This window comes from Neobacillus niacini, from assembly GCF_023715785.1.
GTDB classification, from domain to species: Bacteria; Bacillota; Bacilli; order Bacillales; family Cytobacillaceae; genus Neobacillus; species Neobacillus niacini_E.
This window is the reverse complement of record NZ_JAMBOX010000012.1, coordinates 46,856-60,691: the sequence shown is the minus strand read 5'-3', so window position 1 is coordinate 60,691 and position 13,836 is coordinate 46,856. Positions and strand designations below refer to the sequence as shown.

Genomic DNA, 13,836 nt, shown 5'->3' with positions numbered 1-13,836 from the left:
CGCTGTGCCCCTTTATAAAATACGAATAGCAAAGGAGAATGGGAGATGGCTGAAATAAATCAAGAAGTTCAAGAGTTTATGAAAAGCTCGATTGTAACCGATTACACAAGAGATATCCAACAATACAATCTAGGACCTCTTTGGGAAGCAATTCCTACGATTATGCACAAAACACCAAAGCCTCAAGCACAAGCGTATCTTTGGAGCGTTGAACTAATAAAAAAGAAAATGGCTGAAGCAGCTCAAATCTTCACACCAGAACGTGGCGGAGAACGCCGCGCGATATATTTCCAGAACCCCGGCTTAACCTATCGCGAACCTTGGGGATGGGGATCGACGACACAAACGATTTATGCAGCTGTTCAAATGTTACTGCCAGGTGAAAAAGCACCTTCTCACCGCCATTCACAAAGTGCCTTGCGTTTCATTTCTGAAGGTTCTGGTGCCTACACAATCGTACAGGGTGAGCGAATTTTCATGGAGGAAGGCGACTTTTTAATTACACCGAAGGGCTTATGGCATGGGCATGCCCATTTGGGCACAGAACCGATGTACTGGATGGATGCCCTTGACATTCCGACTATTTATGCAATCGGCGGTACATTCTTTGAGCCTTATGAGGATGGGTTGCAACAGCCGGATATTCCCGATAATTTTACAGAGAGACGTTATCGCGGCGGCATGGTTCGTCCTGTTGGCGATGATAAATTCACGGTTGCCCCGCTGGCCAATTATAAATGGGATCGCACGGTAGAAGGAATTAAAGGCTTGATGGAATTTGATCCAAATCCATACCATGGATATGCAGTAGAGTACATTAACCCTTCTACAGGCAAATCGGCTAACCCGACACTTGGAACAAGAATGCAGCATCTTCCGCATGGTTTCAAAACAAAGGCATTACGCCATACACACTCCACTGTTTATCAGGTCCACAAAGGTTCTGGGAATACAGTCATTAATGGTATTCGCTTCGATTGGAAAAAAGGCGATTACTTCGTTGTTCCAAACTGGGCTTGGTATGAGCACTCTGCATCAGAAGACTCCTACCTGTTCTCAGTGAACGATTTACCAATTATGGACCGTTTCGACTTGGAACAAGAGCAAACACTTGAGGAACATAACGGCCATCAAAAAGTTACTGGTGAATTTAAGGCGGATTTCCGTTAATAGAAACTATCTGAAACGCTTGAAATTCCAGGCGTTTTTTGTTTTTCTTTTGCTAATCGTTATAAAAAGAGCAGACCCATCGTCAAGCGATTGGGCCTGCCCAAACTGTTGTTTATATTTTAAACACGGACACTTCCATTGACATCCTGTCCTTGTGGCAATGGAACTTTGGATGGTGCAGTTTCTTTGAAGAATAATGAGAATAACAATACCAGCACACCAGCACCCGCGGCTACGAATAATGGAGTTTGAATCCCAAACTTATCTGCCAAAGCTCCGTTGATCATTGGATTTAGGAAGCCCCCAAATAACTCTCCAACGCCGATTGTTAACCCTACCGCAAGACCTGAGTATTGCAATGGTGCAGACTCAACTGGAATAACCGACATAGACATACCGATGATGCCTGAACCCGCGGAACCGATAAATAAAAGAACCATCATTAATGGCAGGGAATCCGTTACTACTAGGGCAAGTGGCATAAGAATCAATAACAAGGCAGAAACGATTGATGCTGGTTTACGGCCAGTCCGTTCTGAAATGGTTGGAATTAGGAAGCCAAAGATAGCGTAACCAAGCCCGAATGAAGCCATTACAAAACTCATGGTTGTGTCAGACAAACCTTTTGCCTGCACTAAATAGGTTGGTCCAAAAATTTGGAATGCTAACAATGTTGTCATCGATAAGCTGAATACAATAATCGATAACCAAATATTACGGTGTTTGAGAACGTCCTTCACTTTTACTTTTTCAGTCGATTTTACTGCGTGCAAAGCATGGAATTTCATTGGATCAGGATTTTTAACTGTTTTTAAGATCACCAAACTTAAAATGAGCCCTGGAATAATTGTTAAATAGAAGGCTGTATGCCAGTCAAACGATGTTGCTAACGCCACAATGACGACAGGCGCTAAAATACTGCCGAATAAAGCGTTACTTGTGTTCATTGTGAAACCTAGGTTAAACCCGCGACGGCGTTCCGAAGATTCAATGGCTAAAATGGATTGCGTTTGCGGAATCAGCGGTCCTTCGACGACCCCCATTACTAGTCGAAGCACGAAAAGCACCGCAAATGTTTGTGCCAACCCATGTAACAAGGAAACAATGGAGAATGCCAATACTAAAACCGCTAACATTGTTTTCTTACTCTTTACTTTATCTGAGATAAATCCACCAAGCGGACCAGAAACTGACCAAGTTAATGCTAGACCTGCTCCAAGTAAGCCTAATTGAGTGTAGTTTAGTCCTAAATCAGCTGAAATCATTGGAAATAGGTAATTAAGCGCTAATCGGTCAAAAAATACAAACCCAACGGTAAAAAAGAATATGGTGACCAATTTATTCTCATACGTCCAGAACCTTTTATTTTCCATCATATAAATCCCCTTCTTTTATTAAAATTTAGAATATTAAGAATATTTTTAACGAATAAAACGGAAGTGATCAAACGCCATCAGTTTTGGCTTGTCGCGGTGATCACTTCCGTGGGAAAGCTTGCTTACTTTGCTGTTAAAAATTCACCTGTACGTTTATAAACGTCTTTATACTCATCAAGATGCGTAAATTTACCTAGGAACCCGTGGGTTACGCCTTCATATCGTGTTATTTCAACATGGACGCCGGATTTTTTTAGATTCTCCGCAAATAGCTCACCTTCATCACGGAAAGGGTCATATTCTGCGGTAATGATAAGGGTCGCTGGAAGATTTTCTAAATTTTTTTCTCGAATCGGTGAAACTAGCGGATTATCAGTATCCACATCCCCTAATAAATAGAAGGAGTTAATTTCTGCCAATTGATCACTCTCTACGAAATATCCCTTCCCATTTTCCACCAATGAGGGGTATCGGAATTCACTAAAGTCGAGATCTAGGGATGGATAAAATAAGACTTGCTTCGTAATGGTAAATTCCTGTTTGTCACGAGCCATCAGAGAAACCGCAGCTACTAAGTTGCCGCCAGAACTATCCCCTGCAACAGCCAGGTTCTTCCCATCCCATTTTAATTCTTCTTTATGTTCGGCAGCCCATTTTGTAACATTATAGCAATCTATTAATGCAGCTGGAAAAGGATGTTCAGGAGCAAGACGATATCCCACAGAAATCACTCTATAACCTGATTCTTTGCAAATTGGGCGGACAACTTCATCATGACTCTCTAAATTTCCCGACATAAAAGCTCCACCATGGAAATACAAGAGAATGGGGTAAGAATCGGCTTCCCTCGGCGTATAAATTCTTACAGGAATATCAGCTTCCGTCGTCGGAATTGATTTATCTTCCACAGAATATACTTGAACCCGTTGTTCCACAGGCAAAACAGGTGCATCAAACATTTTTCTATGTTCTTCTGGAATGATTTTCGGTTTAGGATTCAATATCGGTATAGAATCCAAAACTTTTTTGATCTCTGGATGTACAGGCATCTGCATTAACCTCCATATTTCAATTTGTTTCCAATTTAATTGCATAGGTCGAAAAATTCCCACCTTAGCAAAGATTCTGTGAATTTAACCGAAATTACTTTACTCAGCAGCATTTTCAAAGAATTCTTTTTCCGGGAAAAAGGTATCTTCTTTGTCATTATGGAACTGGCGGGATAAGTTCTGAAATAATTGGCAAACTGGTTTTCTGAGAGTTTCATATTTTTGTAAAGCTTCGGCTACGGTTTCAGCTTCTAGTAAACATTCAGCCAATACCCCTGCATCTTGAATCGCCATATTTGCTCCTTGACCTTGGTTATGAAGCATTGAATGGGCGGCATCCCCTAGCAAAGTGATGCATTCATTGCTCCACTGGTGGACCGGATCGATATCGTATAGGGCACGAACATCCCAATAATCGATATTTTCAGCAATCTTCTGGAGGTCAGGATGGAAGTTCTTTAATTGATTAAGCATATCTTCTTTCGGCACGTTCGGTCTCCCAGTTCGGTCATGGTGCGGCACAGTAATATCGACGGAAACTTGTTTCCTATACTTTAACGGCAACAAATATACATTGACTTTATCATTCACGAAAATTCTCAATGTGTTTTCAGAAGCCAACCCGTATGTTTCAGCTTCTTCCACAAGGGCACGATAAGCATGATAGCCGTGGAAAACAGGCTCAGCTTGACTGAAAAATAGATTTCTGGCAAGGGAACGAATTCCATCTGCAGCCACGACCAAATCGGCTTCCACTTTAACACCGTTTTCAAACTCAATTTCTGCATAATCTCCATGGCGGACGATTGATTTGCATTTGTGATCCAAATGGAGGAACTCCGATGGAATGGCATTAATCAACGTGTCGAGACAGTCTGCGCGATGAATCAATCTTGCCCATTTTTCATTCGGATCCTCTGTTAGTGCAGGCCATTGTTCCTTAAGTAACACTTCCGCTTGCTCTGAAAGAATCTCTATTTGAACACTCTTATGGGTTACTCTCTCGATTTCCTCCAAAAGCCCCCACTTCTTGTAATACTGAATGGAAGGTGGACGTAATCCAATACCTGCTCCCACTTCTTTTATGGCTGCAGCCTGCTCGTAGACGTTGACATTAAATCCTGCATGCCGTAAAGCAACCGCTGCGCTTGCCCCGCCAATTCCTCCACCGATAATAGCGATTCTTAAATCCTGCTTTAATTTCATAAACATTTCCCCCTCAGTTTCATTAAAAATTTAATCGCTTCCATTTTTGGTTTTGCTAGGTAGAGTCTGCTTTAACGATTTACCGTGAAAGATAACTTGTAGTCGCCGGCTCTATGAACGGCCCTTCTCCAGCCTAAAAGACTATCATTACGCGTATACAATTTTGTCTCCATAACAAGGGTTGGGTCCTTTTTTCTGATATCCAATATTTGCGCCTCCTCTGGGTCCGCACCGGATGAATAAATCTGGTGATCACCCCGCGAAACTAAAATCCCTCTTTCGCGCTCAAGCAGCGTGAAGACACTCTCGACTTCCTCGAGTTCAATTTCATCAGGTTGAAAATTCTCTGGAACTAACAAATAAGTCTGTGTCCATACAAGCGGTTTCCCTTTGAGCAAAATTAAACGAGAGATTCTTAAGACCGAATCCATGGGATCAAGACGAAGGAGAGAGCACAAATTCTCCGTTGGAAAGACTCGTTCAACACTTAATACTATTGAATTACAATCTAAACCTTGGTCGCGAAGGAAGCCAACTAATCCTCCCAACTCCAACCCTGGAGGCCGGATGGGGAGTTCCTGAACAGGGAAGGTGCCCTTCGCGCGCTCCCGGTACACATATCCTTCATCGGCGAGCTCCTTAAGTGCCTGGCGAACAGGTGCCCGACTAACATGGAAGCGCTGAACAAGCTCCTGCTCCGTACTGAAAGGTTGACCCGTTTCACCATTACCTGCTGATTGCAGTTCCTCAATCAAGATTTGCTTGATTTGTTTATAAAGGGGAATCGAGGAACTGCGATCAATTGTCTGTTTTTTGGGCACCTTGGCCATTGTCATTGCTGTACTCCAAGAGCATCTGACTGTCTTTCATCGGAGACATGCAGCTTTAGCGGTGCAGCTGTACATTCCTGCAGGTATTGGAATGAAACACCCGGAGCGAGTTCTTGGACAACTAGGCCTTCATCAGTCACATCAATCACGGCCAGATTTGTATAGATACGATCTACACAGCGGGGTGCTGTCAGTGGATACGTACATTCCTCAACAATTTTTGGCTTACCCTTACTTGTGTGCTGCATGCAGAGAAAGATACGCTTGGCGCCAACTGTCAAATCCATGGCACCTCCGACACGTCCAAGCGGATCGCTAGGCACCTTCCAACTGGCAAGATCACCATGCTCCGAAACCTGGAATGCGCCAAGCACTGCTGCATCAAGGTGACCGCCGCGAATCATGGCAAAGGAGTCTGATTGTGAGAAGAAACATCCGCCCGGTTTTAATGTGATTGGTTCCTTACCGGCATTGACAAGGTCCATATCCTCTTGCCCTGGTTCAGGTTTCGGCCCCAAACCAAGCAGGCCATTCTCACTATGCAGAATTATTTCCTTGCCTTCGGGAATGACATCTGCAACAAGTGTCGGGATCCCTATTCCAAGATTTACGAACCATCCATCTTCCAGGTCTTGAGCCACACGGGAAGCCAACTCAATCTTTGACCATCCAACCTTCTGTTCCTCTTTAACCATTTACTAATACCCTCCCTTCAGGCGCTGCCTCCATTTTTACTAAACGATGCACGTAGATGCTCGGTGTGGCAATATTCTCTGGATCCAATTCTCCGACTTCCACGATTTCATCTACCTCAGCAATGGTAATTTTCGCTGCGGTCGCCATTACCGGGTTAAAATTACGCTGCGTCTTATTGTAAACAATATTTCCCCAGCGATCTGCGCGGTGTCCCTTAATGAAAGCGAAGTCACCCGTGATAGCCTGCTCTAAGACATGCAAACGGCCATTGTACACACGGGTTTCCTTACCTTCCCCTAGTTCTGTATAAGCCGCTGTCGGTGTATAAAAGGCTGGGATGCCTGCACCGCCTGCCCGGATACGCTCAGCTAAGGTTCCTTGTGGGGCGATTTCCAACTCGATAGTGCTATTCTGAAGACGCGCAATCAAATCGTCAGCGTGCGGACCAACTGGGAAGGAGCAGATAATCTTCTTTACCTGATTGTTGCTGATTAATGCGGCGACACCATCGCTAACGGCACCAATGTTATTTGATACAACAGTCAGATTCTTTGCTCCTTGCTCGACTAAGGCGGCGATCAGATGGGACGGTAGTCCGCTTCCTCCAAAGCCGCCAACAAGCAACGTTGCTCCATCATGTATATCGGCAACTGCTTTTGCTGTATTTTCAAACCTCTTTTGAATCATTTAGCGTTTCCTCCTCTCTATTAATATGTGAACCAATAAGTTCTTCACGATAGCCATTCATTGTCACAAAGAACGCACACGGTAAATTACGGGGATCCCCTGAATAACCAATCTCAGAAGCAATCGGCCAAAACGGTCCATACAGTTCATGCTGCTTGGAAACAGGTTCTTCTGTGAAAAATTGCTCCACCACTTCGCGTAATTTAGCATCCATATCGAGACTCGCTTGTAACACAACTTGTACTTGCTCGCCCTCGATTTGTGCACTTTGCATCTCCCCATCGATATTGCGGAATGGATGGCCCAAGAATAATCGTTTAGGCCGTACTTCTTCTATTAAGCGTTGGACACTTTTACGATAATCGCAGGGGTTCTCTATTGTTGGCAAGCCGCTTGCCCCTCCATACATTTGGACAGCATCCGCTGCAAAAGCCCAATCCAATCCATTTAAAACAAATGTAACGGAACCAATTGAATGGCCTGGAGTTTCTATTACCTTGACTGTAATATCTCCTCCAAGATTGATAGAATCACCGTCAACTACTTCGAGGTTCGGTTCAATACTGCCACCGATATCTGTTGTTAACATAGTGATATGTTTTTCTTGGATTTCCCGGTCGATGATGTATTTCCCTTGTAGTGCCTTGTAATCTACAATATGTTCATTTTTATCACTCACTAGGCGAGCTTCTTTTTTAGGAATGACCACTTTAGCCTGTCGACCTGTTTTCTCCCATAAGGCATAAGCTCCGCCGAGATGGTCGACATGACCATGTGTCAATAAGATCCAACGAATATCTTCGATTCGGATCCCATGTTTGGCTAAGGTTGGTTCTATGTCCTGTGCAACCGAGACATTCACACCGGTATCGATGATTGCTGGTTCCGGGGCATCGATATAATAGGCAAATGCGGAAATCGGGCCAAATTTGCATTCAATCGGTATAACACGTACGGAATTTGTCAGGTTGTTCACCCCCTTGCCTTATTGGCGGCCATTTTCCTCGTTACTTATTTGTGACATCAAATTGCTTAGGAATGACCGGTAACACTAAACGTGATTGATGTTCTGCATCCCGATAAATTTTGTGGGTTGTCGCCCGGCCGCTTGGCAGGTGATAGCTATCCGGCGGCAGCAATTTTGCATCTTCTCCATCAAGCGGTTCGTTACATGCAAGCTCCAACTCAATTCGATGTCCCGGTTTTATTAAAAATGAAAAGGGATATAAGCGAATACCGTACTCGTTAATTTCACCAGGTACAACTGGTACCACACGGTTATGTGGATGCCATGGCTCACCGTACGTTGACTTTTCTTCATTTAATTCACGATGAGATGCTTTTAAATAACCTGATGTCATTAATGTTCGTTTGCCGCTTGGATCCACATCGTAAAGCTTGGCAATGAAGTTTGTGTCATCAGTATCGATTTCCGCATGAATATATAGCGCACCTGTCCCCGTGATTTCTACAGGCTCGAGGAATTTATCACTAGTCCATTTAATCTTTTCTGATGTTGTTGTGACTGTTAATGGTGCTTGGTAGAAGCCATCTGGATGTGCATACTGGGAGGTTAATGGCTCTGACTTTTCACTAAGCTTGTGGCGCGGACGTAAGTAGAACTCTTTCTTTTCTTCATATGGCAATGGCCAGTGCTCTTCTTTACGCCATTTGTTAGAGCCTTCTACCGAGAACTGCACCGGGGGTTCATCCATAATGCCATTGTCAATCCCTTTTAGCCAATAATCATACCAGCGGAACATTTCATCATGACTTTCATGGAAAGGACGCTCCAACATTGGCGGCAGCGCTTGGATATCAAGCTTTTTAATGCCTGTTACTTTGTGGAAGCATTCGATTGTGCCTTCTACATTCCATCCGCGGCCCCATTTGGCTTGGAAATAGGTCGGAATGGTTACTTTATGGGCCACTGCAATGGCACTATTCTCTTGCCAGAATGGGCCATCAAGTGGATTTAATAGGTAATCCATCCATAATTCGTGACGGTCCTGATAATGTAAAAGGTGAACGAAGTCTGACCAATGTGCGATATCTGGATCGTTTAAGCGTTCTTCTGTTTTTTGTTTCATCTCTTCTGGTGTGAAAACCTTTGAGCTCTTGCTCGCTACGTTATTGAATGCGTTACCGCTGTCGCCGCCGCGTCCTTCACGAGAGGCCCGCGGCATTAACCACATGATCCCGCCGTGATAACAAAGTTCGTAAAGATCGAAGTGACCCCCATTCGCAAAAATGGCTTTTAAGTGTGGGGGCTGCTCCGCTGCACCCAAAATTTGCACAGATGCAAAGTAGGAAATCCCGATCATTCCAAGGTTGCCATCACACCAATCTTGCACAGCAGCCCATTCCACGATGTCATAAATATCTTTGCCGTCACCATGACCGCCTGAATTGTAGTTACCGCACATTTCACCTTCTGAATGACCGGTACCACGCACGTCAGCAATAATATGTGCATAACCATGTTCGACAACCGCACGAATATCACCAGCCTCGATGGCACCGTTCCATAGATGACTTGGACGCGCTTGTGGAGGCAAGGTTAACGCTTGTGCTTGCAGTTCTTTACCATACGGACTTAGTGCAAGTAACGCCGGTACCTTGTCCGCGCCATCAGGAAGGTAGATATCGGCAGCAATATGAACTCCATCACGCATGGGAATCCGTACATCCTTCATGATTCTCATATTTATTCTCTCCTCTAGCATTCTCTTAAAACCTATAGAATGTTAACTATTGTGGATACCTCTATTCATCCGACATTGGTGTAAAGCAAGGAATAAAGGGACCCGGATTATCTTGGTCTCCGCTTTGTTTGAAGACCACTTTAACTACTTGGTTGATGTGTATCTTATCAAGGTCGCAATCAACGATATTAGTCATCATTCTTGGGCCTTCATCGAGGGTAACAAAGGCGATGGCATATGGGACGCCGCGCCGCATTACACTGTAGGTGTAGATCCTGCCTGTTCCCTTGGCTTCTTTCCATGTTGTCTTGTCGTTCATGCAATAAGGGCATAGAACACGAGGGTAATAATGATACTCACCGCAGGAGTCGCACTGTTTGATCAGAAGCTTTCCTTCTGCCGCTGCATCCCAATATTCCTTATGCTCTGGATGAATCTCAGGGACTGTCATTGTTCTATCCTGAAATGTAGTTCCCATTGTTTACACCCTCTCCATGATCAGTGTGGCGCTGCCGTGCCGGCTTGCAAGACCGCCGCCGGTACCATGTGCTAACGCAATATCACAATTTTTCACCTGGACTTGCGGGTTTGCCTCTCCGCGCAGCTGACGAACCGCCTCGATTACTTTTACGATGCCGCCCCTGCTTGCTGGATGATTGTTATTCAATCCGCCGCCATCCGTATTGATTGGAAGCTTGCCAACTCCGGAAATCAAGTTACCGTCGGCAACAAATTTGCCGCCCTCGCCTTTTTTACAAAAACCTAAGTCTTCAAGCTGCATTAATACTGTAATAGTGAAGCTGTCATAGATGGACGCATATTTAATGTCTTGAGGTGTAACTCCTGCCTCCTCAAAGGCTTTTTGACCTGACCATATAGCTCCGCTATAGGTAAGATCAACTTTGCCACCCGAAAGTCCCTTCGGCGCTTCCCCTGCACCCATTACTCTGACGAGCGGACGTTTTAGATTCTTGGCAATCTCAGGTCTTACGACAACTAAAGCGCCGCCGCCGTCACTTACCACGCAGCAATCCAATTTATGTAATGGATCGGCTATCATGGTCGAAGTAAGGACATCTTCCACTGTCACTACATCACGCAGCATTGCGTTTGGATTGTACTGGGCATGGTGCGATGCCGCCACTTTAACCCAAGCTAATTGTTCACTTGTCGTACCATATTCATGCATATGGCGCATCGCCGCCATCGCGTATTCGTTAACAGCAGTTGGTCCGAAAGGAAGTTCGAACGGTGTATCCGGCACATTTGCCACAGTCATTTTTTGTTTAACACCACTTCTGCCTTCTGAACGCGGCCGGCCTGCCATCGTAATTAACGCGACATTGCATTTTCCGGCCGCGATTGCCTGGGCAGCATGGGAAACCTGAGCAATGTACGATGAACCGCCTGTGTCCGTCCCATCTACATGACGTACATTGAGACCTAAATAATCAACCATAGACAGCACGCCTCCCGGAGCATCACCAGCGCAAAAATAACCGTCTACATCTGAGACATTTAGGCCGGCATCTTCTAATGCACCTTTAGCACATTCGGCATGCAATACGGCCACGGATTTATCCGGAGCCTTGCGCGTTGGATGCTCAAACGCCCCCGCTATATAAGCCATTCCTTTAATGCTCATAATCATAACCTCCCTGTTAATCTATTAAACTTGAACTCGTTCAAGGCTAAGACTTTTTGGTTTAACAGGTTCCCGCATCGTCAATATTTTTGCTGGAGTGTGCACTAAAAGTTGTTGGAATACTTCTTCCCCAACACCTGCTTTGCGAAGGTCCGGTAAGAACTCTTCAAATAAATAGTTTACAGAATGTCCTTTTAAGCCTGGCCAGCCTAAGGCGCAGCAGTTTGCGTCCGCTGATATGACGGCACGATCCAGGTAACCTTTTTTAAGGAAACGAAGAAAATGGTCAACACGATCTTGACGCGGCCGAGACCAATATGGTGCACCTTCGACTTCACTGTCATATCCGATTGTATCGAAGCCTACCCATCCGCCTAAGTCAGCAATTAAATTGTCACGGTTTTCATCCAGATATCCGCCATCATCCGCATGCCCAAAAAGAACGCGATCAAGCGGCAGCCCTTCTTCATTAAAAATATCAATGGAAGTTTGTGCATCAACGCATAAATGGGTAATGATGGGGGCGCCTGTCATTAATGCTGCTCGTGCAGCTGCACGATAAATACGTTTATCCAATTCATTTAGTTTACCGCCACGGCTGACACCTACTTTTATTGCACCTGCTTTTGCGTCAGTCCCGTCAATGCCAATTGTAATTTCACGAACAAATAAATCAGTAAGGTACTCGACTGATTGCTTTCGGAAATAAGGAAGAGCTGAGTCAGCAGCTACAAATCCTGTTACGGCTACGATATTAACACCCGTCCTGCGTGAAAGAACTTGGAAATATTCGATATCACGTCCATTTCCGATTCCTGTACAGTCAACAAAGGTTTTACCGCCGTGCTCACGGAAGCGGCGTAACTTTTGCAATGTAACCTCAAACGCTTCTTCAGGTTTTTTCCACCATTGTGTATCCAAGTCACACCCAGGCAGGCCGAACCCAATATGCTCATGCATGGCTGTGATTCCTAAATCTTCTGTCGGAATTGGGCCTAATACGGTATTTACTTTACCCATTATTTTCACTCCTCACCTTAAATTGTTACCTTTATAACGCTTATAAATGTACAGACTCTATTTTTTTATCAATCTAATAAGTAGCGGGTTGATATAATTTATCCCATTCAAAGTTCCAACCCGTGACTTTTTGTTCCGCCGAAGCATCAACAGTAAGGACACGTTGCGGGTTTTCTTCTAATAGAATTCGAACTTGTTCGTCAGTCAAGCCGGCCCTATGCAGCATTGGTACAAATTTTGTCAGTAGGTAATCATAGCTAATATCTTTTGCTTTATGCCCCTTTGCCACACCAACAGCATTGGTTGAAATTAGGACACGATCGCCAAGTCCTTGATTAAACAGTTCAACAATTAATTGAACCCGTTGTTCATCGTTCACGTAGCCCTCGTTTGTAGCCCAGCCAACATGGTCTAATGCCACATACGCACCGTGCCTGGCTACCGCGAATGCATCTTTACGCTCTACAGCATCTAATCGGTCAAGCCCACCGATAATGACACGTCCTGGTGCAATTCCTACACCTAATAAAATTTCCAATTCAGCCACTGCGTCAGCACCGTATTGAACGGATACAGGTACACCTGTTGCCATTGCAGCTTGTGCAGAACCACGGAAAAGACTGGTTTCTTTTTCTGTAATACCGGTTTGACTTGCGATTGACGTCACGATTCCAGCCGAACTAGAACGTTCAATCCGCGGTACCGCTATGCCCTCTGTCACTTCTTTTGCGAACAAGGCAGAAAATTGTTCTGCAGACCATGGTGTAGGAGGATTCTTTTGCGGTGTAACAAAGTAACCGCTAAGCATCAGCTCTGGACCCAGCCCCGTGGATGCTACAATATGTACCCCTGTCGTTTTGGAAAGAGTTTCATAGAGTTTGATATCACGGCCATGAAACATGCCGCTATTATCGATGATGGTTTTTCCTCCCGCCCGGCGGAAATCTAACATCTGCTGTTTTAATCGGTCAAAAATCTCACTTTTGTCAATTGTAATCTCGGGAGCATACTCTGCCCCTGGATACACAGACAAAAGCGTTTCATGAATAAGCACAACTCCCAATTCTTTAGTTGGTATTGGTCCAAGAACAGTAAGAACAACACCTGAATTTTTTTCTTCTAAATGATCTAGCATTGTAAAACCTCCTATCTTATTGATTTGTTCCATAGGGAAGTCGAACGTAACAAGTTTATTTGATTTCTAAACAGACCAGTCGGTCTAATACCTAAACAAATAAAAAAACGATTCCATTAGGTTTCAAAGTTTCACTTACAATTCTTAGCTTTAAAGGTGCGTTTTTATGTAATCGCTTTCTATTCCACAAATAGTGACATAAATCACTATTTGTTAATTTCATATTATAATATTGTTATACCAAAGTCAATTATTTTTTCAGATAATTCCAAATATTATTTCAATATATCAAAATCCATTTATTTCAAAGGCTTTTA

At 44.2% G+C, this 13,836-nt stretch carries 13 protein-coding genes; 1 reads left to right on the top strand and 12 read right to left on the bottom strand.

From position 1 onward, the window contains the following. The first annotated feature begins 45 nt into the window (after positions 1 to 45). The gene (locus M3234_RS19650) at positions 46 to 1,170 is read left to right on the top strand and encodes a cupin domain-containing protein (RefSeq protein ID WP_262306352.1); all 1,125 of its coding nucleotides are present in this window, start codon (positions 46 to 48) and stop codon (positions 1,168 to 1,170) included. Between the two features lie 119 nt (positions 1,171 to 1,289). On the opposite strand, the gene M3234_RS19645 is transcribed toward M3234_RS19650, so the two are convergent. The 12 genes from M3234_RS19645 to M3234_RS19590 form a co-directional block, all read right to left on the bottom strand. Beyond that, entirely contained in the window at positions 1,290 to 2,546 is a 1,257-nt protein-coding gene (locus M3234_RS19645) for an MFS transporter (RefSeq protein ID WP_262306351.1), read from the bottom strand. Between the two features lie 122 nt (positions 2,547 to 2,668). After that, positions 2,669 to 3,595 (bottom strand): alpha/beta hydrolase, encoded by a 927-nt coding sequence (locus tag M3234_RS19640; RefSeq protein ID WP_262306350.1) that lies wholly within the window; start codon positions 3,593 to 3,595, stop codon positions 2,669 to 2,671. A 99-nt stretch (positions 3,596 to 3,694) separates the two neighbouring features. Then, positions 3,695 to 4,801, bottom strand: coding sequence for an FAD-dependent oxidoreductase (locus tag M3234_RS19635; RefSeq protein WP_262306349.1), 1,107 nt, complete (start codon positions 4,799 to 4,801; stop codon positions 3,695 to 3,697). A gap of 71 nt (positions 4,802 to 4,872) precedes the next feature. Then, positions 4,873 to 5,637 (bottom strand): GntR family transcriptional regulator, encoded by a 765-nt coding sequence (locus M3234_RS19630; RefSeq protein ID WP_262306348.1) that lies wholly within the window; start codon positions 5,635 to 5,637, stop codon positions 4,873 to 4,875. Continuing rightward, a complete protein-coding gene (locus tag M3234_RS19625; RefSeq protein ID WP_262306347.1) occupies positions 5,634 to 6,326 on the bottom strand; it encodes a 3-oxoacid CoA-transferase subunit B in 693 nt (230 codons plus the stop codon). Before M3234_RS19625 ends, M3234_RS19630 begins: the two co-directional genes overlap by 4 nt. Beyond that, the gene (locus M3234_RS19620; RefSeq protein WP_262306346.1) at positions 6,319 to 7,014 is read right to left on the bottom strand and encodes a 3-oxoacid CoA-transferase subunit A; all 696 of its coding nucleotides are present in this window, start codon (positions 7,012 to 7,014) and stop codon (positions 6,319 to 6,321) included. Before M3234_RS19620 ends, M3234_RS19625 begins: the two co-directional genes overlap by 8 nt. Next, on the bottom strand, positions 6,995 to 7,990 hold the full coding sequence (locus M3234_RS19615) for an MBL fold metallo-hydrolase (protein ID WP_262306345.1): 996 nt from the start codon (positions 7,988 to 7,990) through the stop codon (positions 6,995 to 6,997). Before M3234_RS19615 ends, M3234_RS19620 begins: the two co-directional genes overlap by 20 nt. A gap of 31 nt (positions 7,991 to 8,021) precedes the next feature. Beyond that, positions 8,022 to 9,719 (bottom strand): CocE/NonD family hydrolase, encoded by a 1,698-nt coding sequence (locus M3234_RS19610; protein ID WP_262306344.1) that lies wholly within the window; start codon positions 9,717 to 9,719, stop codon positions 8,022 to 8,024. A 61-nt stretch (positions 9,720 to 9,780) separates the two neighbouring features. Next, entirely contained in the window at positions 9,781 to 10,197 is a 417-nt protein-coding gene (locus M3234_RS19605) for a Zn-ribbon domain-containing OB-fold protein (RefSeq protein ID WP_262306343.1), read from the bottom strand. A gap of 3 nt (positions 10,198 to 10,200) precedes the next feature. Continuing rightward, positions 10,201 to 11,364, bottom strand: coding sequence for a thiolase domain-containing protein (locus M3234_RS19600; protein ID WP_262306342.1), 1,164 nt, complete (start codon positions 11,362 to 11,364; stop codon positions 10,201 to 10,203). A 24-nt stretch (positions 11,365 to 11,388) separates the two neighbouring features. Beyond that, positions 11,389 to 12,384 carry a phosphotriesterase family protein gene (locus M3234_RS19595; RefSeq protein ID WP_262306341.1) on the bottom strand — a complete coding sequence of 332 codons (996 nt, stop codon included), beginning with the start codon at positions 12,382 to 12,384 and terminating at the stop codon, positions 11,389 to 11,391. 73 nt (positions 12,385 to 12,457) lie between these two features. Continuing rightward, complete coding sequence (locus M3234_RS19590) at positions 12,458 to 13,519, bottom strand: phosphotriesterase family protein (RefSeq protein WP_262306340.1); 1,062 nt, start codon at positions 13,517 to 13,519, stop codon at positions 12,458 to 12,460. Positions 13,520 to 13,836: the final 317 nt, after the last annotated feature.

What these genes read in the sequence shown, in the direction of transcription:
- M3234_RS19650 (WP_262306352.1), top strand. Translation starts at nt 46, where the DNA reads ATGGCTGAAATAAATCAAGAAGTTCAAGAGTTTATGAAAAGCTCGATT.
- M3234_RS19645 (WP_262306351.1), bottom strand. Translation starts at nt 2,546, where the DNA reads ATGATGGAAAATAAAAGGTTCTGGACGTATGAGAATAAATTGGTCACC.
- M3234_RS19640 (WP_262306350.1), bottom strand. Translation starts at nt 3,595, where the DNA reads ATGCCTGTACATCCAGAGATCAAAAAAGTTTTGGATTCTATACCGATA.
- M3234_RS19635 (WP_262306349.1), bottom strand. Translation starts at nt 4,801, where the DNA reads ATGAAATTAAAGCAGGATTTAAGAATCGCTATTATCGGTGGAGGAATT.
- M3234_RS19630 (WP_262306348.1), bottom strand. Translation starts at nt 5,637, where the DNA reads ATGACAATGGCCAAGGTGCCCAAAAAACAGACAATTGATCGCAGTTCC.
- M3234_RS19625 (WP_262306347.1), bottom strand. Translation starts at nt 6,326, where the DNA reads ATGGTTAAAGAGGAACAGAAGGTTGGATGGTCAAAGATTGAGTTGGCT.
- M3234_RS19620 (WP_262306346.1), bottom strand. Translation starts at nt 7,014, where the DNA reads ATGATTCAAAAGAGGTTTGAAAATACAGCAAAAGCAGTTGCCGATATA.
- M3234_RS19610 (WP_262306344.1), bottom strand. Translation starts at nt 9,719, where the DNA reads ATGAGAATCATGAAGGATGTACGGATTCCCATGCGTGATGGAGTTCAT.
- M3234_RS19605 (WP_262306343.1), bottom strand. Translation starts at nt 10,197, where the DNA reads ATGGGAACTACATTTCAGGATAGAACAATGACAGTCCCTGAGATTCAT.
- M3234_RS19600 (WP_262306342.1), bottom strand. Translation starts at nt 11,364, where the DNA reads ATGAGCATTAAAGGAATGGCTTATATAGCGGGGGCGTTTGAGCATCCA.
- M3234_RS19595 (WP_262306341.1), bottom strand. Translation starts at nt 12,384, where the DNA reads ATGGGTAAAGTAAATACCGTATTAGGCCCAATTCCGACAGAAGATTTA.
- M3234_RS19590 (WP_262306340.1), bottom strand. Translation starts at nt 13,519, where the DNA reads ATGCTAGATCATTTAGAAGAAAAAAATTCAGGTGTTGTTCTTACTGTT.